Annotated in this window: 12 protein-coding genes; 5 read left to right on the top strand and 7 right to left on the bottom strand. The window is 54.4% G+C overall.

Annotated elements, in window-relative coordinates:
- Positions 1-167 precede the first annotated feature (167 nt).
- Positions 168-1,352 carry an MFS transporter gene (locus J2X14_RS05725; RefSeq protein ID WP_352410270.1) on the top strand — a complete coding sequence of 395 codons (1,185 nt, stop codon included), beginning with the start codon at positions 168-170 and terminating at the stop codon, positions 1,350-1,352.
- Positions 1,353-1,533: 181 nt separating this feature from the next.
- Here the strand turns inward: J2X14_RS05725 and J2X14_RS05730 are convergent, their stop codons facing one another.
- Complete coding sequence (locus J2X14_RS05730) at positions 1,534-2,532, bottom strand: NAD(P)-dependent oxidoreductase (protein ID WP_352410271.1); 999 nt, start codon at positions 2,530-2,532, stop codon at positions 1,534-1,536.
- 101 nt (positions 2,533-2,633) lie between these two features.
- Between J2X14_RS05730 and J2X14_RS05735 the strand changes: the two genes are divergently transcribed.
- Positions 2,634-3,242, top strand: coding sequence for a TetR/AcrR family transcriptional regulator (locus tag J2X14_RS05735; RefSeq protein WP_352410272.1), 609 nt, complete (start codon positions 2,634-2,636; stop codon positions 3,240-3,242).
- On the opposite strand, the gene cadR is transcribed toward J2X14_RS05735, so the two are convergent.
- Positions 3,239-3,700 (bottom strand): Cd(II)/Pb(II)-responsive transcriptional regulator, encoded by a 462-nt coding sequence (gene cadR, locus J2X14_RS05740; RefSeq protein WP_352410273.1) that lies wholly within the window; start codon positions 3,698-3,700, stop codon positions 3,239-3,241. The two genes, J2X14_RS05735 and cadR, sit on opposite strands and share 4 nt — an antisense overlap.
- 78 nt (positions 3,701-3,778) lie before the next feature.
- On the opposite strand from cadR, the gene J2X14_RS05745 reads away from it, so the two are divergent.
- Positions 3,779-5,977 carry a heavy metal translocating P-type ATPase gene (locus J2X14_RS05745; protein WP_352410274.1) on the top strand — a complete coding sequence of 733 codons (2,199 nt, stop codon included), beginning with the start codon at positions 3,779-3,781 and terminating at the stop codon, positions 5,975-5,977.
- Between the two features lie 181 nt (positions 5,978-6,158).
- Here the strand turns inward: J2X14_RS05745 and J2X14_RS05750 are convergent, their stop codons facing one another.
- Positions 6,159-6,818, bottom strand: a complete 660-nt coding sequence (locus J2X14_RS05750; RefSeq protein ID WP_352410275.1) for a helix-turn-helix transcriptional regulator — start codon at positions 6,816-6,818, stop codon at positions 6,159-6,161.
- A gap of 110 nt (positions 6,819-6,928) precedes the next feature.
- On the opposite strand from J2X14_RS05750, the gene J2X14_RS05755 reads away from it, so the two are divergent.
- Positions 6,929-8,353: an MFS transporter gene (locus J2X14_RS05755; protein WP_352410276.1), complete on the top strand. Its 1,425-nt coding sequence runs from the start codon at positions 6,929-6,931 to the stop codon at positions 8,351-8,353.
- Between the two features lie 174 nt (positions 8,354-8,527).
- A complete protein-coding gene (locus J2X14_RS05760) occupies positions 8,528-9,610 on the top strand; it encodes a mechanosensitive ion channel family protein (RefSeq protein ID WP_352410277.1) in 1,083 nt (360 codons plus the stop codon).
- Between the two features lie 148 nt (positions 9,611-9,758).
- Here J2X14_RS05760 and J2X14_RS05765 read toward each other — a convergent pair whose 3' ends face one another.
- The 4 genes from J2X14_RS05765 to J2X14_RS05780 all read right to left on the bottom strand — a co-directional run bounded on the left by J2X14_RS05765 (position 9,759) and on the right by J2X14_RS05780 (position 14,524).
- A complete protein-coding gene (locus tag J2X14_RS05765) occupies positions 9,759-10,979 on the bottom strand; it encodes a mechanosensitive ion channel family protein (protein WP_352410610.1) in 1,221 nt (406 codons plus the stop codon).
- Between the two features lie 247 nt (positions 10,980-11,226).
- Positions 11,227-12,207 (bottom strand): LacI family DNA-binding transcriptional regulator, encoded by a 981-nt coding sequence (locus tag J2X14_RS05770; RefSeq protein WP_352410278.1) that lies wholly within the window; start codon positions 12,205-12,207, stop codon positions 11,227-11,229.
- A gap of 98 nt (positions 12,208-12,305) precedes the next feature.
- Entirely contained in the window at positions 12,306-13,457 is a 1,152-nt protein-coding gene (locus J2X14_RS05775) for a Gfo/Idh/MocA family protein (RefSeq protein WP_352410279.1), read from the bottom strand.
- Entirely contained in the window at positions 13,454-14,524 is a 1,071-nt protein-coding gene (locus tag J2X14_RS05780; RefSeq protein ID WP_352410280.1) for a sugar phosphate isomerase/epimerase family protein, read from the bottom strand. The genes J2X14_RS05775 and J2X14_RS05780 overlap by 4 nt, the downstream gene beginning before the upstream one ends.
- Between the last annotated feature and the right edge of the window lie 2 nt (positions 14,525-14,526).

The raw sequence follows: 14,526 nt of genomic DNA on the forward strand, positions 1-14,526 counted from the left end.
CAGATGTAAGCTAATCACGGCGCATCATGCACGAACAGACGGGACACCCGTTTAACGTCAAAGCGAACAAACGATAACGCCTCAGATGATGAAAAAAAATGATTCGCATTAACATGTAACACAAGGTGATGTTTAATACCGTCCTGCGCACTTCACAGGATATGAAAATGGCTGTTCGCTTCACCACACTCCGGCGCATTCCGGGTGGCGTATGGATTATTGGTTTCGTTAGCCTGCTGATGGATGTCTCCTCAGAGATGATTCACAGCCTGCTCCCACTCTTCATGGCCACGGCTCTGGGTACGCCGGTGGTGATCATTGGGCTTATTGAGGGCCTTGCTGAAGCGACAGCTTTATGCATAAAAGTTTTTTCGGGCGTTATCAGCGATTACCTGGGAAAACGCAAAGGGCTTGCGGTACTTGGCTATGGGCTTGGCGCGCTCAGTAAACCACTGTTTGCGCTGGCCTCCACGTCAGGCATGATCTTCAGCGCGCGCATGATCGATCGGGTAGGGAAAGGGATCCGCGGCGCGCCGCGGGATGCGCTGGTCGCCGATGTCACGCCGCCTGAAATCAGAGGCGCGGCGTATGGCTTGCGCCAGACGTTGGACACCATCGGCGCTTTCCTCGGTCCGCTGCTGGCCGTTGGCCTTATGCTGCTGTGGAGCAATGATTTTCGTGCCGTTTACTGGGTCGCCGTGGTACCCGCCTTTCTCGCCGTTGCCCTGCTGTGTTTCGGGTTACATGAACCACGTACGCCCGTGACCACTGTTCGCACTAATCCGATTAAAAAAGAAAACCTGAAAAGATTGGGTGCCGACTGCTGGTGGGTTATTGCGTTGGGTGGCGTCTTTACGCTTGCCCGCTTTAGCGAAGCGTTCCTGGTGCTAAAAGCCCTGGAGGTTGACATACCGCTGGCCCTTATTCCACTGGTGATGGTGGCGATGAACGTGGTCTTTTCTGTTACCGCCTATCCCTTTGGCCGCTTATCAGACAGCATCAGCCACAGGCGTCTGCTTCAGATGGGGCTGGTGGTGCTTGTTGCCGCCGATCTGGTGCTTGCCTTTAGTAACGGCTGGGTTGGGATTATCGCTGGCGTTGCGCTATGGGGCGTACATATGGGCATGACACAGGGGCTGCTTAACGCCATGATTGCCCGCACGGCACCAGCAGACCTGCGCGGCACGGCATTTGGTTTTTTTAGCCTGCTGAGCGGCGTCGGGTTATTGCTGGCAAGCCTCGGTGCAGGATGGCTCTGGGATATCTGGGGTTCCGCTTCGACATTCTTTGCTGGCGCGGTTATTTGCCTGTTTACGCTCGTGCTGACACGATTCGCCCCGGAAAAATCATAATCAGCCGTTTACCGGGAAAGGATTCTGCCAGCGGCCGCTCTTTCTGCCGTTAAAAGCTGCTTATTAATCGGTAGCCGGTTGGCTGTTGACTACGGAATACAAACAGCAAGCCAACCATACAAAATAATACCGGCAGGCCGAATAAGCTTGCCGGTTGTTATGGTAGTCGTAACACGGATAACTACAGGTTTATGACCTGCCCTCCTTCCTCAGCCAGGCGCGTCAGGTAGTGCGAAGCATCCAGAACCTGGTAGGGAAAATAGAGGCCAGGCGCGACCGGCGGTTTGCCATCCAGCCCAACCAGCCGCTCAAGCAGCAAGGCAATCCCCATTCCGGTTAAGGGTGCTGCGCCGCCCGGATGAACAACCGCATGTCGGGAGTGAAGCGTCTGACCCGAAGGATCCAGACCCGCCAGCTCAATAAGGATTTCAGTTGAAAATGCTCCGCCTTTGCGGCGGCTGGAACTGATGCCCATGCCCAGATCGAACTGCACATTGCGCGCGCCCGTTGCTGACGCCAGCCCGACCACGTCAATTGATGAGAAGCCGGTGGCGGCAATTTCGCTGCCGTCGAGCGCCGAGAATACGGCTTTCATCTCATCGCCTTCACGCCAGATATAATCGCCATCCCGACGTGTAAGCGCTCTGGGCATCAGATGACTTAAATGTTCAAAATCAGCGGCGACCGCAGGTCCGCCGACATCTTGTTCATCGACGAGTGCTCCAATCCGAATGTCATGTACCTGGCTGAATGACCGCGCCAGATGCAGCGCAGGAACTGTTGTGGCACCCACCAGCCATTCATATCCAAGTACTATCGCTGCGGCGTCAGGCGCATTCATAAAACGTGCGATTTCCGGGGCAATCTCAAATACGCCTGAAGAGATGCTGAGGTGCGGCACCCCGCGCGACTGGGCGAAACGCAGGGCAGCAAGCGAATGATCCTTATAAAGCACCACCACGGCACTGACTTTTTGTTCACCCAGACCAAGATCCTCTGCCGCCGCGTCGATTGCGACACCTTGCGCGCAGCCGATTTCCGCCGCGGCCTTTTGCGCCTTGGCGAGCTCGCGCCCGCCTATCAACAGCGGAACATCAGGATAAGTGGCGCGTAGTGCCCGTACGGTTTGTCGGCCAATCGCGCCGGAACCGCCCAGTAATAAGATGGGATCAAATGACATAAGCGTGTTTCCTCTGTTAAGTGTTAAGCTACTAAAGGTAGGAAGTTAGCACCTTAAATCAACAAAAGCTACTTTTAGTAGGTTTTTTTTACAGGCCAGATATGAGCAAAGAAGAAAACGTAACGTTATCCAAACCCCGTGCACGAAGATTATCGAAGGCAGAACGGCGACAGCAGCTTCTTGATACCGCCCTGTTGATCGTAAAAGAGGAGAATGCGGATCGACTCACGCTGGGTCACCTTGCAGCGCGCGCAGGCGTCTCTAAACCCGTGGTTTATGATCATTTTGCGACGCGCTCAGCGTTACTGATTGAGCTGTACCGATGGATTGATATGGAAAGGATCAGAAATTTCACCGAAGCGATGGCCACCACGCCCCTAAGTTTGCCGGAAACCGTACAGACTCTGGCAAGCGCTTATATCCATTGCGCCGCAGACAACACGGACGAGTTCCACGCGGTAGGCGCGGCACTGGCGGGCAGCGAAGAGAAAGCGGCGGTTTTTCAGGAATTGCTCGATAACTGTGTTGCGATGTTCGTGTCAGTTCTGACGCCCCATGTAAACATGTCGCCCCGGGCGTTACAGCAATGCTGTGTTGGCCTGGTTGGCGCGGGGGAGGCACTCGCGGTGGCATTAACTCGTGAACGGCTGAACCAGAGCGAAGCGGTTACCGCCTTCGCCTTGCTGATCCAGGGAGTAACAGAAGCTTAATGCGCATGGCTGCCAGCCAGATGGCCGGAGGAGGAGATCGCCAGGGTGCTATTCTCCCCCTCTTCGGCCTGCTCCAGTTCACGCAAGATGCCACAGTCGCGCGTTGCCCGGTTGGCATGACAGTGGCTTTGTAAGTCATAAAGTTGCTTTTCCAGCATACTCAGTTCACGTATCCGCGCCTGTACATGATGCAGATGCGCATCTATCAGGGCATCAACCGTTCCGCAGTTGGCATCAGGCTGGCTGCGTGCCTGTAGCAGCACCCGGATCTCTTCGTGGGTCATATCCAGCGCCCGACAGCGGCGAATAAACATTAGCCGGTCTACATGTGCATTATCGTAATGCCGGTAGTTATTGCTCTGATCCCGCAGCGCAGCCTGGAGCAACCCCTCACGCTCGTAATAACGCACTGTTTCAACCGAGCATCCAGCCTGTCGCGCCAGTTCACCAATTTTCATCTCTCACCTCGTTAAACTTGACCCTGTAGTTACATCAGGGTTTTTAATGCCAGTATAGATGATCAAAGGGATAAAAAAATGAGTAACTGCTGCGGTAATAATCGGTGTGGTACAAACGCTACCAGCGAGGCCGGTTCAGCTGAGCGCCTGCGCCGCGCTTCACCTTCGTTATCAGCGCTGGCGGGAAGCGATGATATGCAGACGCACCTGCGTATCATGCAGATGGACTGCCCGGTTGAAGAGAACCTGATCCGAAAAAAACTGGCCGGGATGCCAGCCGTGAAAGCGCTGGATTTTAACCTTATGCAGCGCGTACTGACGGTGGTGCATACGCCGGATGCGCTGGATCCGATTCTGAGCGCTATTCGTTCGCTGGGCTTTGAGCCTGAGCGTACTGACAGCAGCAGTCAGCGCGAGGCGCCGGAGGAAAAGAAAAAGCCCTGGTGGCCGCTGGCGCTGGCTGCCGTGGCGGCGCTGAGCGCTGAAGCCATGCACTGGACGGGTATGCCGACCTGGCTGGAAGCGGCGCTGGCATTGATCGCCGTTGCAGCCTGTGGCCTGTCCACCTACCAAAAAGGCTGGATTGCCCTGCGTAACGGCAACCTGAATATTAACGCCCTGATGAGCATCGCCGTTACCGGCGCTCTGGCGCTTGGGCAGTGGCCGGAAGCCGCGATGGTGATGGTTCTGTTCACTATCGCGGAGCTGATTGAGGCGAAGTCCCTCGATCGCGCGCGCAATGCTATCGGCGCCCTGATGAAACTAACGCCTGAAAGCGCCACGGTACAACAAACTGACGGCAGCTGGAAAACGACCGATGTGCGCGCCATTGCGGTTAACAGCCTCGTTCGGGTAAAGCCCGGCGAACGTATCGCCCTGGATGGCAACGTGGTGCGCGGGCGTACCGCTATCAATCAGGCACCGGTCACCGGCGAAAGCCTGCCGGTCGATAAAGGTGAAGGCGACGTGGTTTTTGCCGGCACGATTAACGGTTCCGGTGGCTTTGAATACCGGGTAACGGCCGCTGCCGGAGAGACCACGCTGGCGCGTATTATTCACGCCGTGGAGGCTGCGCAGGGGGCAAAAGCCCCCACGCAACGCGTTGTTGACCGCTTCGCCCAGGTTTATACCCCCGTGGTGTTTGCCATTGCGGTGGCGGTAGCCGTACTTCCGCCGTTGATTTCCGGCGCAGGCTGGCAGGAGTGGATCTATAAGGCGCTGGTGATGCTGGTTATCGCCTGTCCCTGCGCGCTGGTGATTTCCACGCCGGTAACCCTCGTCAGCGGCCTGACGGCGGCGGCTCGTCGCGGGATTTTGATCAAAGGCGGCGTTTACCTAGAGCAAGGCCGTAAGCTCAAATGGCTGGCGCTCGATAAAACCGGCACCCTGACGCACGGCCAGCCGGTACAGACGGATGCGGTTATTTTCTCTGGCGTTCCCGAAGAGGAAAGCCGCAGGCTGGCCGCCAGTCTGGCAGGTTATTCGGATCATCCGGTATCGCAGGCCATATCGGCGGCGTCAGAAGGCGTGCAGCGTTATGAGGTAGATAACTTTGAAGCGCTGCCGGGGCGCGGCGTGCGCGGCGTGATCAAGGGTGCCACTTACAGCCTGGGCAATCTGCGGCTGACAGAAGAGACCCTGCGCTGCCCGGAAAAGATAAGGGCTGCGATCGCTAAGCTGGAGGCACAAGGTAAAACGGTGATTATGCTTTGTGATGCTCATCAGGTGCTTGGGCTGTTTGCGGTAGCCGATACCGTGAAAGAGAGCAGCCGCGAAGCCGTGAGTCAACTGCATAAATTGGGCGTCAGAACCCTCATGCTGACCGGCGACAACACGCACACCGCACAGGCGATCGCCGCCCAGGTAGGTATTGATGAAGCACGGGGCGACCAGCTGCCAGAAGATAAACTGCGCGCGGTGGAGGATTGCGCGACCCAGGGCGTTATCGGTATGGCAGGTGACGGTATCAATGATGCGCCAGCGCTGGCGCGCGCTGATATTGGTTTTGCCATGGGTGCGATGGGCACGGATACCGCGATTGAAACCGCGGATGTGGCGTTAATGGACGATGATTTACGCAAGATTGCGGCCTTTGTCCGCCTTTCTCGCCAGACTTACGGCGTACTGGTACAAAACATCGTGATGGCAATCGGCATTAAGGCGCTGTTTCTGGCTTTAACGATCGCGGGCATGGGCACGATGTGGATGGCGGTGTTCGCGGATGTAGGAGCCAGTCTGCTTGTGGTGGCGAACGGCCTGCGCCTGCTGCGTAAATAGCCGCTGCTGCTGCCCGTCAGATAACGGCGGGCAGCATGCGCTTGTTGCGCATCATGCGCCTGGCTGCGTTGCGCCAGCAGCGGAAATTGCCGCGGCCACAGGCGGGCCTTTAGCACCCAAGAGGAGTTACGGCCTCGCCGGTTTTTGGCGCTCTGCTAATCGCGCTGATGCAAAATAAATTTTAATCTGCATGCCAAGTAATTTTATACGCGCAGCGTCTTGCCTGATTCAATATATGCTCTGTACGCTCTACCTTTGCGTCAAGGACTTCGCTGAACAGCATTAACTCAGCGCGACAAAATCCCTGACAGGCAGCTGCCGCGGCACAGATTGGGCAGTGATTTTCGATCAAAAGTAACGTTCCATCCGCCAGCTCTTCATATTCCGCCATATAGCCCTCCAGCGAACGTAACGAAGCCAGACGCGCAACCCGTTCCCGTAAATCGGCCGCGTCATTGAGCGCATGCAGATAATTTTCCCGGCTGGTCTGCTCACGCAGCGCAATCAGACGGTCAATGGCCTGCTCGCCAAAGGCGTGACGCACCGTATCCAGTAACTGAACGGTCAATGTAGAGTGCGTATCCGGAAAGCGGTTATGTCCTGCCTGGGTTAACGTCCAGAACTGGCTGGGACGGCCAACGCCTCTGTTCTGCGCATAGGTTTCCACCAGTCCCGCCGAAGCGAGTTTAGTGAGCTGTTGGCGTGCAGCCTCGGCAGTAATACCCAGGGTTTCTCCCGCCTCCGCTGACTGCTGCGGCCCGCGTGTTTTCAGCAAATAAAGCAGGCGGTCTGGTGTAGCTGATGCTTTCTCGCCGGAATTTAACAAGCGATTGCTTGACAAAATAATCCTCCCCTTTTAATAATCCAAGCGATTACTTGTTTTATTAATGTAACGGATCCTTTTGCAGCCAGCAATGGGACATTTAACGTAACGCATGCCGGGAGGCTTATATGGCGTCAGTACAGGAAGGAAGCTGGGGTGATTTACTGGGTGGCAGAAATCTGTTTTTTGCTATTGCTCTCTCGGGCGGGGTGGCGCTACATGCCATTAACATTTACATCGCGACAACCGTGCTGCCCTCGGTGGTTAATGAAATTGGCGGCCTTGAACTTTACGCATGGAATACCACGCTGTTTGTTGTGGCCTCGATTCTGGGTTCCGCGCTGACAGCCCGCCTGCTGAGCCTGGCCGGGCCGCGCATGGCCTATTCGGTGGCAGCCCTGTTATTCATCGCAGGCAGCCTGGTATGTGCGCTGGCGCAGAATATGCCGGTTATGCTGGCTGGTAGGACACTACAGGGTATCGGGGGCGGTTTTTTGTTTGCGCTCTGCTATGCCATGATTTATGCGGTATTTGATGAAAAGCTCTGGCCGCGTGCGATGGCGCTGATTTCCGGCATGTGGGGTGTGGCTACTCTGCTTGGGCCTGCCGCTGGCGGAATATTTGCCGAGATGAACGCCTGGCGGGCTGCGTTTGGCATACTGGTGCCGTTGACGTTGGTTTATATCTTGCTGGTCTGGCTGATTTTTCCCACACACAAACGTGCAACGGCTTCTGCGGCAGGCAAGTTACCGCTGATTCAGTTATTGCTGCTGGTCGCCGCAGTAATGGCGGTGAGTACAGGAAGCATGTCATCTGACGTCGCGGCCAATATTACGGGCATAAGCGTTGCTGCGGTATTGATCCTGTTATTGATACGCCAGGAATTTGTCAGTGAAACAAGGCTGTTGCCGCGTGACGCGCTGCGGATGAACTCGCCTTTACTCGCGCTCTATATCACCATGGGGCTGCTGATCATTGGTATGACGAGTGAAACTTTTATCCCCTATTTTCTGCAAATCCTGCATGGACAGACGCCATTGATCTCAGGGTATCTGGCGGCGCTGATGGCCGCAGGATGGACAGTATCAGAAATCTGGAGTTCCGGCTGGCAAGGCAGGGGCATTAAACGCGCCATTGGCATCGGGCCGGTGCTGGTGTTAGCGGGCATGGTATTGCTGGCGCTTATTACGCCTCGTGCCGCCGCAGGGGACTGGCGCGTGCTCTGTTTGATTGGCCTGGGGTTAACGCTGGTAGGGTTTGGCATCGGGCTGGGCTGGCCGCATTTGCTGACGCGGATTCTGCAGATTGCGCCTGCTGACGATCAGGATGCGGCGGCGACGTCAATTACTACCGTTCAGCTGTTTGCTACCGCGCTGGGTTCTGCAGTAGCGGGTGTGCTGGCAAATGCTGGCGGCTTATCAGAGCCAGGCGGCGCACAAGGCGCTTCATCCGCTGCATGGTTGCTCTTTGCGGTAATGGCAGCCGCTCCGCTGCTCTCTTTGCTGAGTGCAAAAAAGGTTATTTCCGGGCTCAATAAGTCCACTGCTGGTTAAATTTACGCGCATCTTTGTCAGTTAAACAAAGATGCGCTTATCTGACAGGCTTGAGTCGAAAACCTGAGATGCTCCTATAATAATGCGCGTGAACCAGATAATCTGGACAAGAATCATGGCTATTTTTTAACGAATCTGACAATCAGGGTTGTTGGCTGAATATAAGGAGAAATAATGCCGTTGCTATTTGGTGAGTTATCTGGCGTTCCATCATGGGTGCCTGCTGTATTGCTCGTCACGCTATCCCTTGCAGTGGGTTTTCTCACGCGCTTTATACTTTTAAGATTTATCCGTTACTGGCAAAGTCGTGACAGAAAGCTATTCAAGTCACTTGAAAAACACCTCCGCGGCTCAATGTTTCTCTTCCTTCCCCTGCTGTTAATCAGTTTCGGGGTCGAGCATGTTAATATCCAACCGGGATCGCTGGGTTTTATTAGCACCACCGTACATATATTTATTATATTATCATTTTGCTCAGTGCTGATTCGCTTGATCAATGTTGCTCAGGATATGCTTTTCATCCGCTATGATATTAACATTTCAAATAATCTTCGCGCCCGCAAAATCCGCACGCAGATCATTTATGTTAAAAAAGTGGCTATTGCCGTTCTTGTTATGCTCTGTCTTTCTCTGATTCTGCTTAGTCTTCCTGGCGTGCGAAAATTCGGTACCACTATTCTGGCCGGTGCCGGGGTTGCCGGAATAATCATTGGCTTTGCGCTACAGAAGTCGCTGGTTAACCTGTTCGCGGGCATTCAAATAGCTTTTACGCAACCGATAAAAATTGATGATGCTGTTGTGGTTGAAAAAGAATGGGGCTGGATTGAAGAGATAAACCTGACTTATGTTGTGGTGCGCCTCTGGGATTTGCGCCGACTGGTGTTGCCTATTACCTACTTTACGGAAAATCCATTCCAAAACTGGACGCGTAACAATGCGCAAATTTTAGGCTCTGTTTTTCTTTACCTGGATTATTCCATGCCGTTAGATCCGCTGCGCCAGCACTTTGAAAAAGTCCTAAGTGAAACAAAACTCTGGGATCAACAAACTCAGGTGCTTCAGGTGACCGATACCACGGAAAAAACCATGACGATCAGATTGCTGATGACGGCACAGAATTCCCCTACGGCCTGGGATTTACGCTGTCACGTGCGGGAAAAAATGATTGAGTTTATTCAGCAACATTACCCGCAGGGCCTTCCTCATGTAAGAGCGACCCTGAGCGCTTCCGGGCCTGACAATCCACGCGTAGAGTAACTAAAGATACCCCACGTAAATCGCCCGCACCGCGCGGGAGTTGCGTGGGGTATGGCGGTACGGTTGCAGGCGATATGGCAACAGCAGCCCTGTGCCAGAGGCGGGGCGTAATATTCTGTCGGTCTGGCGCTGATACTGTGCGTTAATATCAGTTTTTCTGCGATAAACGCCAGAAATCGTGACCCGCCGGATATTGGTATAAACGCAGGGAAAATTGTCCAGCGATCGCAGTAATATACTCAAAAATAGCTGATTGCGTATTTTCATACTCCATCCACAGCGTAGATGAGGTAAAGCAATAGATTTCCAGAGGGATCCCGGCTGGCGAGGGCTTCAACGTCCTGACCACGATATACATATCTTTAACGATATCAGTGCGTTCGGCGAGCCAGGACATCAAGTAGTGACGAAAAAGCGTTAAATTTGTCAGCCCGTTATCAATAAACCAACTGTCCGCCACCCCCGTCGGATCACGGCCATCAAGCAACCTGGTAAGCGGCTCATTCACTCCGCGTATCGCCAGCATGGGGGCCAGCATCTCCTGGGAAAGAAAGTTAACCGAGTGCTGATCAATATTGGTACTGCGCATAATCCGGCGCGCGCCCGAGGAGAACATCGCCTGCCAGTTAGTATAGGTTTCGGTCAGAAAATTCTTGGTCGGGATACGCGAGATGGTATTATCCCAGTTACGGATAGTTATGGTATGTAATGCAATATCGGTGACCTCGCCGCTGAGATTCTTATCGGGCATTTCAATCCAGTCGCCCAGTTGCAGCACGTCATTTGACGAAACCTGAACGTTGGCGACCAGCGAAAGCAAGGTATGCTGAAACACTAACATCAGCACCGCCGCCACGGCACCAAGACTGGAAATAATAATCGCGGGTGATTTATTCGACATCACGGCGAGAATCATAATCGCTGCGATGATATGAATTAATATTTTCCCTATCTGAATATAACCTTTGATGGAATGATTCTTACGTTTGGCCTTGCGTAAATAGGAGTTATTTACGATATCCAGCATTTCATTGAAAAATATCGATAAGAAAACAAAAAATAAAATCCCGCAAATTGTATTAATCGCCGCTACCAGCGAGGCTGGCATATTCGGCATAAACTGCAATACGTAATAAACAATAATAACCGGGATGAAATTTGAGAGCTTTTCGGCAATACGGCGATCTTTCTCTAATGGAACGTCCTGTTTATGGCTGGCAAAGAAGGCTTTACGCACCACTTTAATTAGCAAAAACTTGCACATAAAGTGCGCAACCATGCCGGAAATCACCAGCAGAATAATATTAAAACCAACGGAGAGCACCGGGTTTCTTTCGATAAACGTTAATAAAGAATTCAAATACGCCATCATTCATCGCCTGGATAATTATTCCATTTTGTATCAGCCACAGCCAGCGGGCTATATATACAAAAATTCAATTAATTAGCATCATTACATAACGAAGGCGTATAAGTCCACGCTTTGGGGCGCCGGCTCGTCCTGAAACACGCTTTCCCGGTTTAGGTTAACAAACCGGGTCGGTTATACGGCAGATCGGCCAACCCAGCGGCGATGCAGCGCGGAGAATGCTTTCAACGTCGTTGCAGTCGCCGATTTATGCGCTGGCACGCTGGACCAGTTCCCAGGACATGATGGTTCGCTCTGCAACGGCATCGGGATTGTCGATTTTCTTTAACAGCAAAGCGAGCGCCTGGCGACCAATGTCGCGGGAAGGCTGGACGATAGTGGTCAACGGCGGAAAGACCATTTCAGACAGTTCGGTGCCATCAAAACCGGCAACCGCAATATCCTGCGGGATACGCAGCCCGGCTTCCTGAATGGCGGCCATCGCCCCCGCTGCCAGCGTATCGGATATCGCAAATACCGCATCGGGACGCTCTTCGCTCGCCAGCAGCGTTTTCATCGCCTGCTTTCCGGCATTGAAGCTGAGCTCGCTGGCGTAAGCGATGCTTTGCCAGTCGAGCTGGCTGCTGGCCAGTTGGCTGAGGTAGCCTCTTTGGCGCAGCCGGGCATATTTATAGCTTAAATCGTGATTGATAAGCGCAATGCGTTGATGGCCCTTCTCAGCCAGATAGCGCACCATCGCCTGCGACGCTTCAGCATCATTGATGCCGACACAGGAGATATCCCCGGCATCCGCATATTCAGCGCACTGCACCCAGGGCGCCTTATTTATCATGCGGGCAAGATCGGGCAGTTTGCTGAAGGCATCCATGGTGATAATCCCGTCCACCATTTTACCGGCCAGCAATTGCAGGCTGGAACGCGAACGATCGATATCGGCCCCTGAGTTACACAGCAGAATGCGATAGCCGTTCTTTTCAGCCGTCTCTTCAATGCCCTTAACCACTTCAGCACAAAAAGGGTTAGAAATATCAGAAACCATCACCAGAACCATTGAGCTGCGGGCGGTACGCAGCTGGCGCGCCAGCAGGTTCGGCTGATAATTGCTGTCCCGAATGGCATTGAGCACTTTATCGCGGTTTTTATCTTTTACGCTGTCGCTGTTGTTCAGTACCCGCGATACCGTCGCAACAGAAACGCCCGCGAGACGGGCGATTTTTTGGATGGACATGGTGGTAACTCTTGCTTAATCAGATATCACGCAGGCTACCATAATTCAGGAGAAACACTAAGTTAGCCCGACGCTGTCACAGCAGGCCGGGCCACGATCTACACGTTCACGTTAACCCAGCGCTGCTGCGCATTGCTTTGCACAATAGCATCAACCACGGCCATGATTTGCGCGCCGTCATGGAAGGTAGCAAACGCCGCTGCATCCTGTGCCGGTGGCGCGCCCTGTTCCACCGCCTGATAAAATTGCTGCATCATATTGCGAAACGCATCTGGCCAGCCTTCGATATGTCCGCCGGGGAAACGCGCCCGGCTGGCGACCTCAGGATTCATCAGCGTCGGATCGTCCGTCAGCAGCTGATTCGCGTTGTGTCGATGCCCCAGCCACAGCTGCTGGGGCACCTCCTGATCCCAGGCGAGCGAGCTCAGGCTGCCGTTTACCTCCAGGCTTAAGCGGTTTTTACGGCCTGCGGAGACCTGCGATACCGAGAAACAGCCTTTACTGCCGTCATCGAAGCGGAACAACACAAAACCCATATCTTCGGTGGAAACCTTGCGGGATTCATATTGTGTTTCTTCATCTGGCGCACCAAAGGTTGCGGCGTTATTCAGGCTGGCTTTGCGCGTGGGCCAGACAATGGACAGATCCGCCATCACCTCAACGATTTTCCTGCCGGTAATAAACTGGATGGTATCGCACCAGTGTGAGCCGATATCCGCGACGGCACGCGACGCGCCGCCCTTTTCTGCATCAACCCGCCAGTTATAATCTGTTTCCTCCAGCATCCAGTCCTGCAGATAGCTGCCCTGCGCTGAAAACAGCCGACCCAGCTGCTGATGCCTCACCATGCTGGCCGCCTGTTGAACCATGGCAAACTGGCGATAGACGAAGCTGACGCCATGCACCACGCCCGCCTGCTCAGCCAGCTCCACCAGCTCACGCGCTTCCGCCACTGTCATGCATAGCGGCTTTTCAGAGAACAGATGTTTTCCGGCGCGCAGGATCTGGCGGTTAATTTCCGCGTGCAGGTGGTTCGGCGTGCAGTTATGTACGGCCTGCAAGCCTTCATGCTGCAGAAAGGCCGCGACGTCGCCGTAAGCGTGCGGCACATTAAGTTCGCGCGCGCGCGCATCGGCCGACGCCTGGCTGCTGTCGCAAATGGCGATCACCTTGACGTTGCCAAGCCGACGTAGCGCTTCGATATGTGCCGGGCCGATAAATCCGGTACCAATAATTCCGACGTTAATCATTGCCCGCTCCCGTTATCCAGACCCAGCTGCGCCCGTATGGCCGCGTCGCTGCTCGCCCGCGCGGCAAAATCATCAAAGGTTCGCCCGGCAACCGGAATAATGTGGTTGCGGATAAATTCCGCGCCTTCGCGCGCACCGGCCTCGCCCTCTTTCAGGCAACACTCCCACTCCAGCACCGCCCAGCCGTCAAAGTCATACTGCGCAAGTTTGCTGAAGATGCTTTTGAAATCAATCTGCCCGTCGCCCGGCGAACGAAACCGCCCGGCACGCTCAATCCACGGCAAATATCCGCCATAAACGCCGCTGCGCCCGTTCGGCAGATACTCAGCATCTTTAACGTGAAAAGCCTTGATACGCGCATGATAGATATCAATAAATTGCAGATAATCCATCTGTTGCAGATGCAAATGGCTGGGGTCGTACAGCATGTTGCAGCGCGGATGGTTATTGACCCGCGCCAGAAACCGCTCAAAGGTCGCCCCATCATGCAGATCTTCGCCCGGATGGATTTCATAACAGAGATCAACGCCGTGGCGGTCAAACTCATCCAGCACCGGATGCCAGCGGCGCGCCAGTTCATCAAACGCCTCACTGAGAAGCTGAGGATTATGGGGCGGCCACGGGTAGAGATAAGGCCATGCCAGCGAGCCGGAGAAGGTCGCATGGGCGCTGAGTCCCAGCCTGGCCGACGCCGCTGCCGCCAGCTTCACCGTGTGGATGGCCCATGCGCTGCGCTTCTGGCTGTCACCGCGTACCTGCGCGGGCGCAAAGCCGTCAAACGCGATGTCGTGCGCCGGATGCACCGCAATCAGCTGCCCCTCAAGGTGCGTGGATAACTCGCTAATCACCAGCCCGTAACGCGCCAGTAAGCCGGTGACCTCATCACAGTAGGTCTGGCTGACGGCGGCCTGTTCCAGGTCAAATATCGCCGGATGATTACAGGGGATCTGCACAGCTTTGTATCCAAGCCCGGCGGCCCATTGCGCCAGCCCCTCCAGCGAATTAAACGGCGCCTGCTGCGTAATAAACTGCGACAGGAAAATACCAGGTCCTTTTAAGGTTTTCACGC

Source organism: Mixta sp. BE291, from assembly GCF_031457955.1.
Taxonomy (GTDB): Bacteria; Pseudomonadota; Gammaproteobacteria; order Enterobacterales; family Enterobacteriaceae; genus Mixta.

Excerpts from the sequence above, each read along its gene's own strand:
- J2X14_RS05765 (WP_352410610.1), bottom strand. The coding sequence starts at position 10,979 with ATGGCGTATTTGAATTCTTTATTAACGTTTATCGAAAGAAACCCGGTG.
- J2X14_RS05760 (WP_352410277.1), top strand. The coding sequence starts at position 8,528 with ATGCCGTTGCTATTTGGTGAGTTATCTGGCGTTCCATCATGGGTGCCT.
- J2X14_RS05745 (WP_352410274.1), top strand. The coding sequence starts at position 3,779 with ATGAGTAACTGCTGCGGTAATAATCGGTGTGGTACAAACGCTACCAGC.
- J2X14_RS05755 (WP_352410276.1), top strand. The coding sequence starts at position 6,929 with ATGGCGTCAGTACAGGAAGGAAGCTGGGGTGATTTACTGGGTGGCAGA.
- J2X14_RS05730 (WP_352410271.1), bottom strand. The coding sequence starts at position 2,532 with ATGTCATTTGATCCCATCTTATTACTGGGCGGTTCCGGCGCGATTGGC.
- J2X14_RS05770 (WP_352410278.1), bottom strand. The coding sequence starts at position 12,207 with ATGTCCATCCAAAAAATCGCCCGTCTCGCGGGCGTTTCTGTTGCGACG.
- J2X14_RS05735 (WP_352410272.1), top strand. The coding sequence starts at position 2,634 with ATGAGCAAAGAAGAAAACGTAACGTTATCCAAACCCCGTGCACGAAGA.
- J2X14_RS05775 (WP_352410279.1), bottom strand. The coding sequence starts at position 13,457 with ATGATTAACGTCGGAATTATTGGTACCGGATTTATCGGCCCGGCACAT.
- cadR (WP_352410273.1), bottom strand. The coding sequence starts at position 3,700 with ATGAAAATTGGTGAACTGGCGCGACAGGCTGGATGCTCGGTTGAAACA.
- J2X14_RS05725 (WP_352410270.1), top strand. The coding sequence starts at position 168 with ATGGCTGTTCGCTTCACCACACTCCGGCGCATTCCGGGTGGCGTATGG.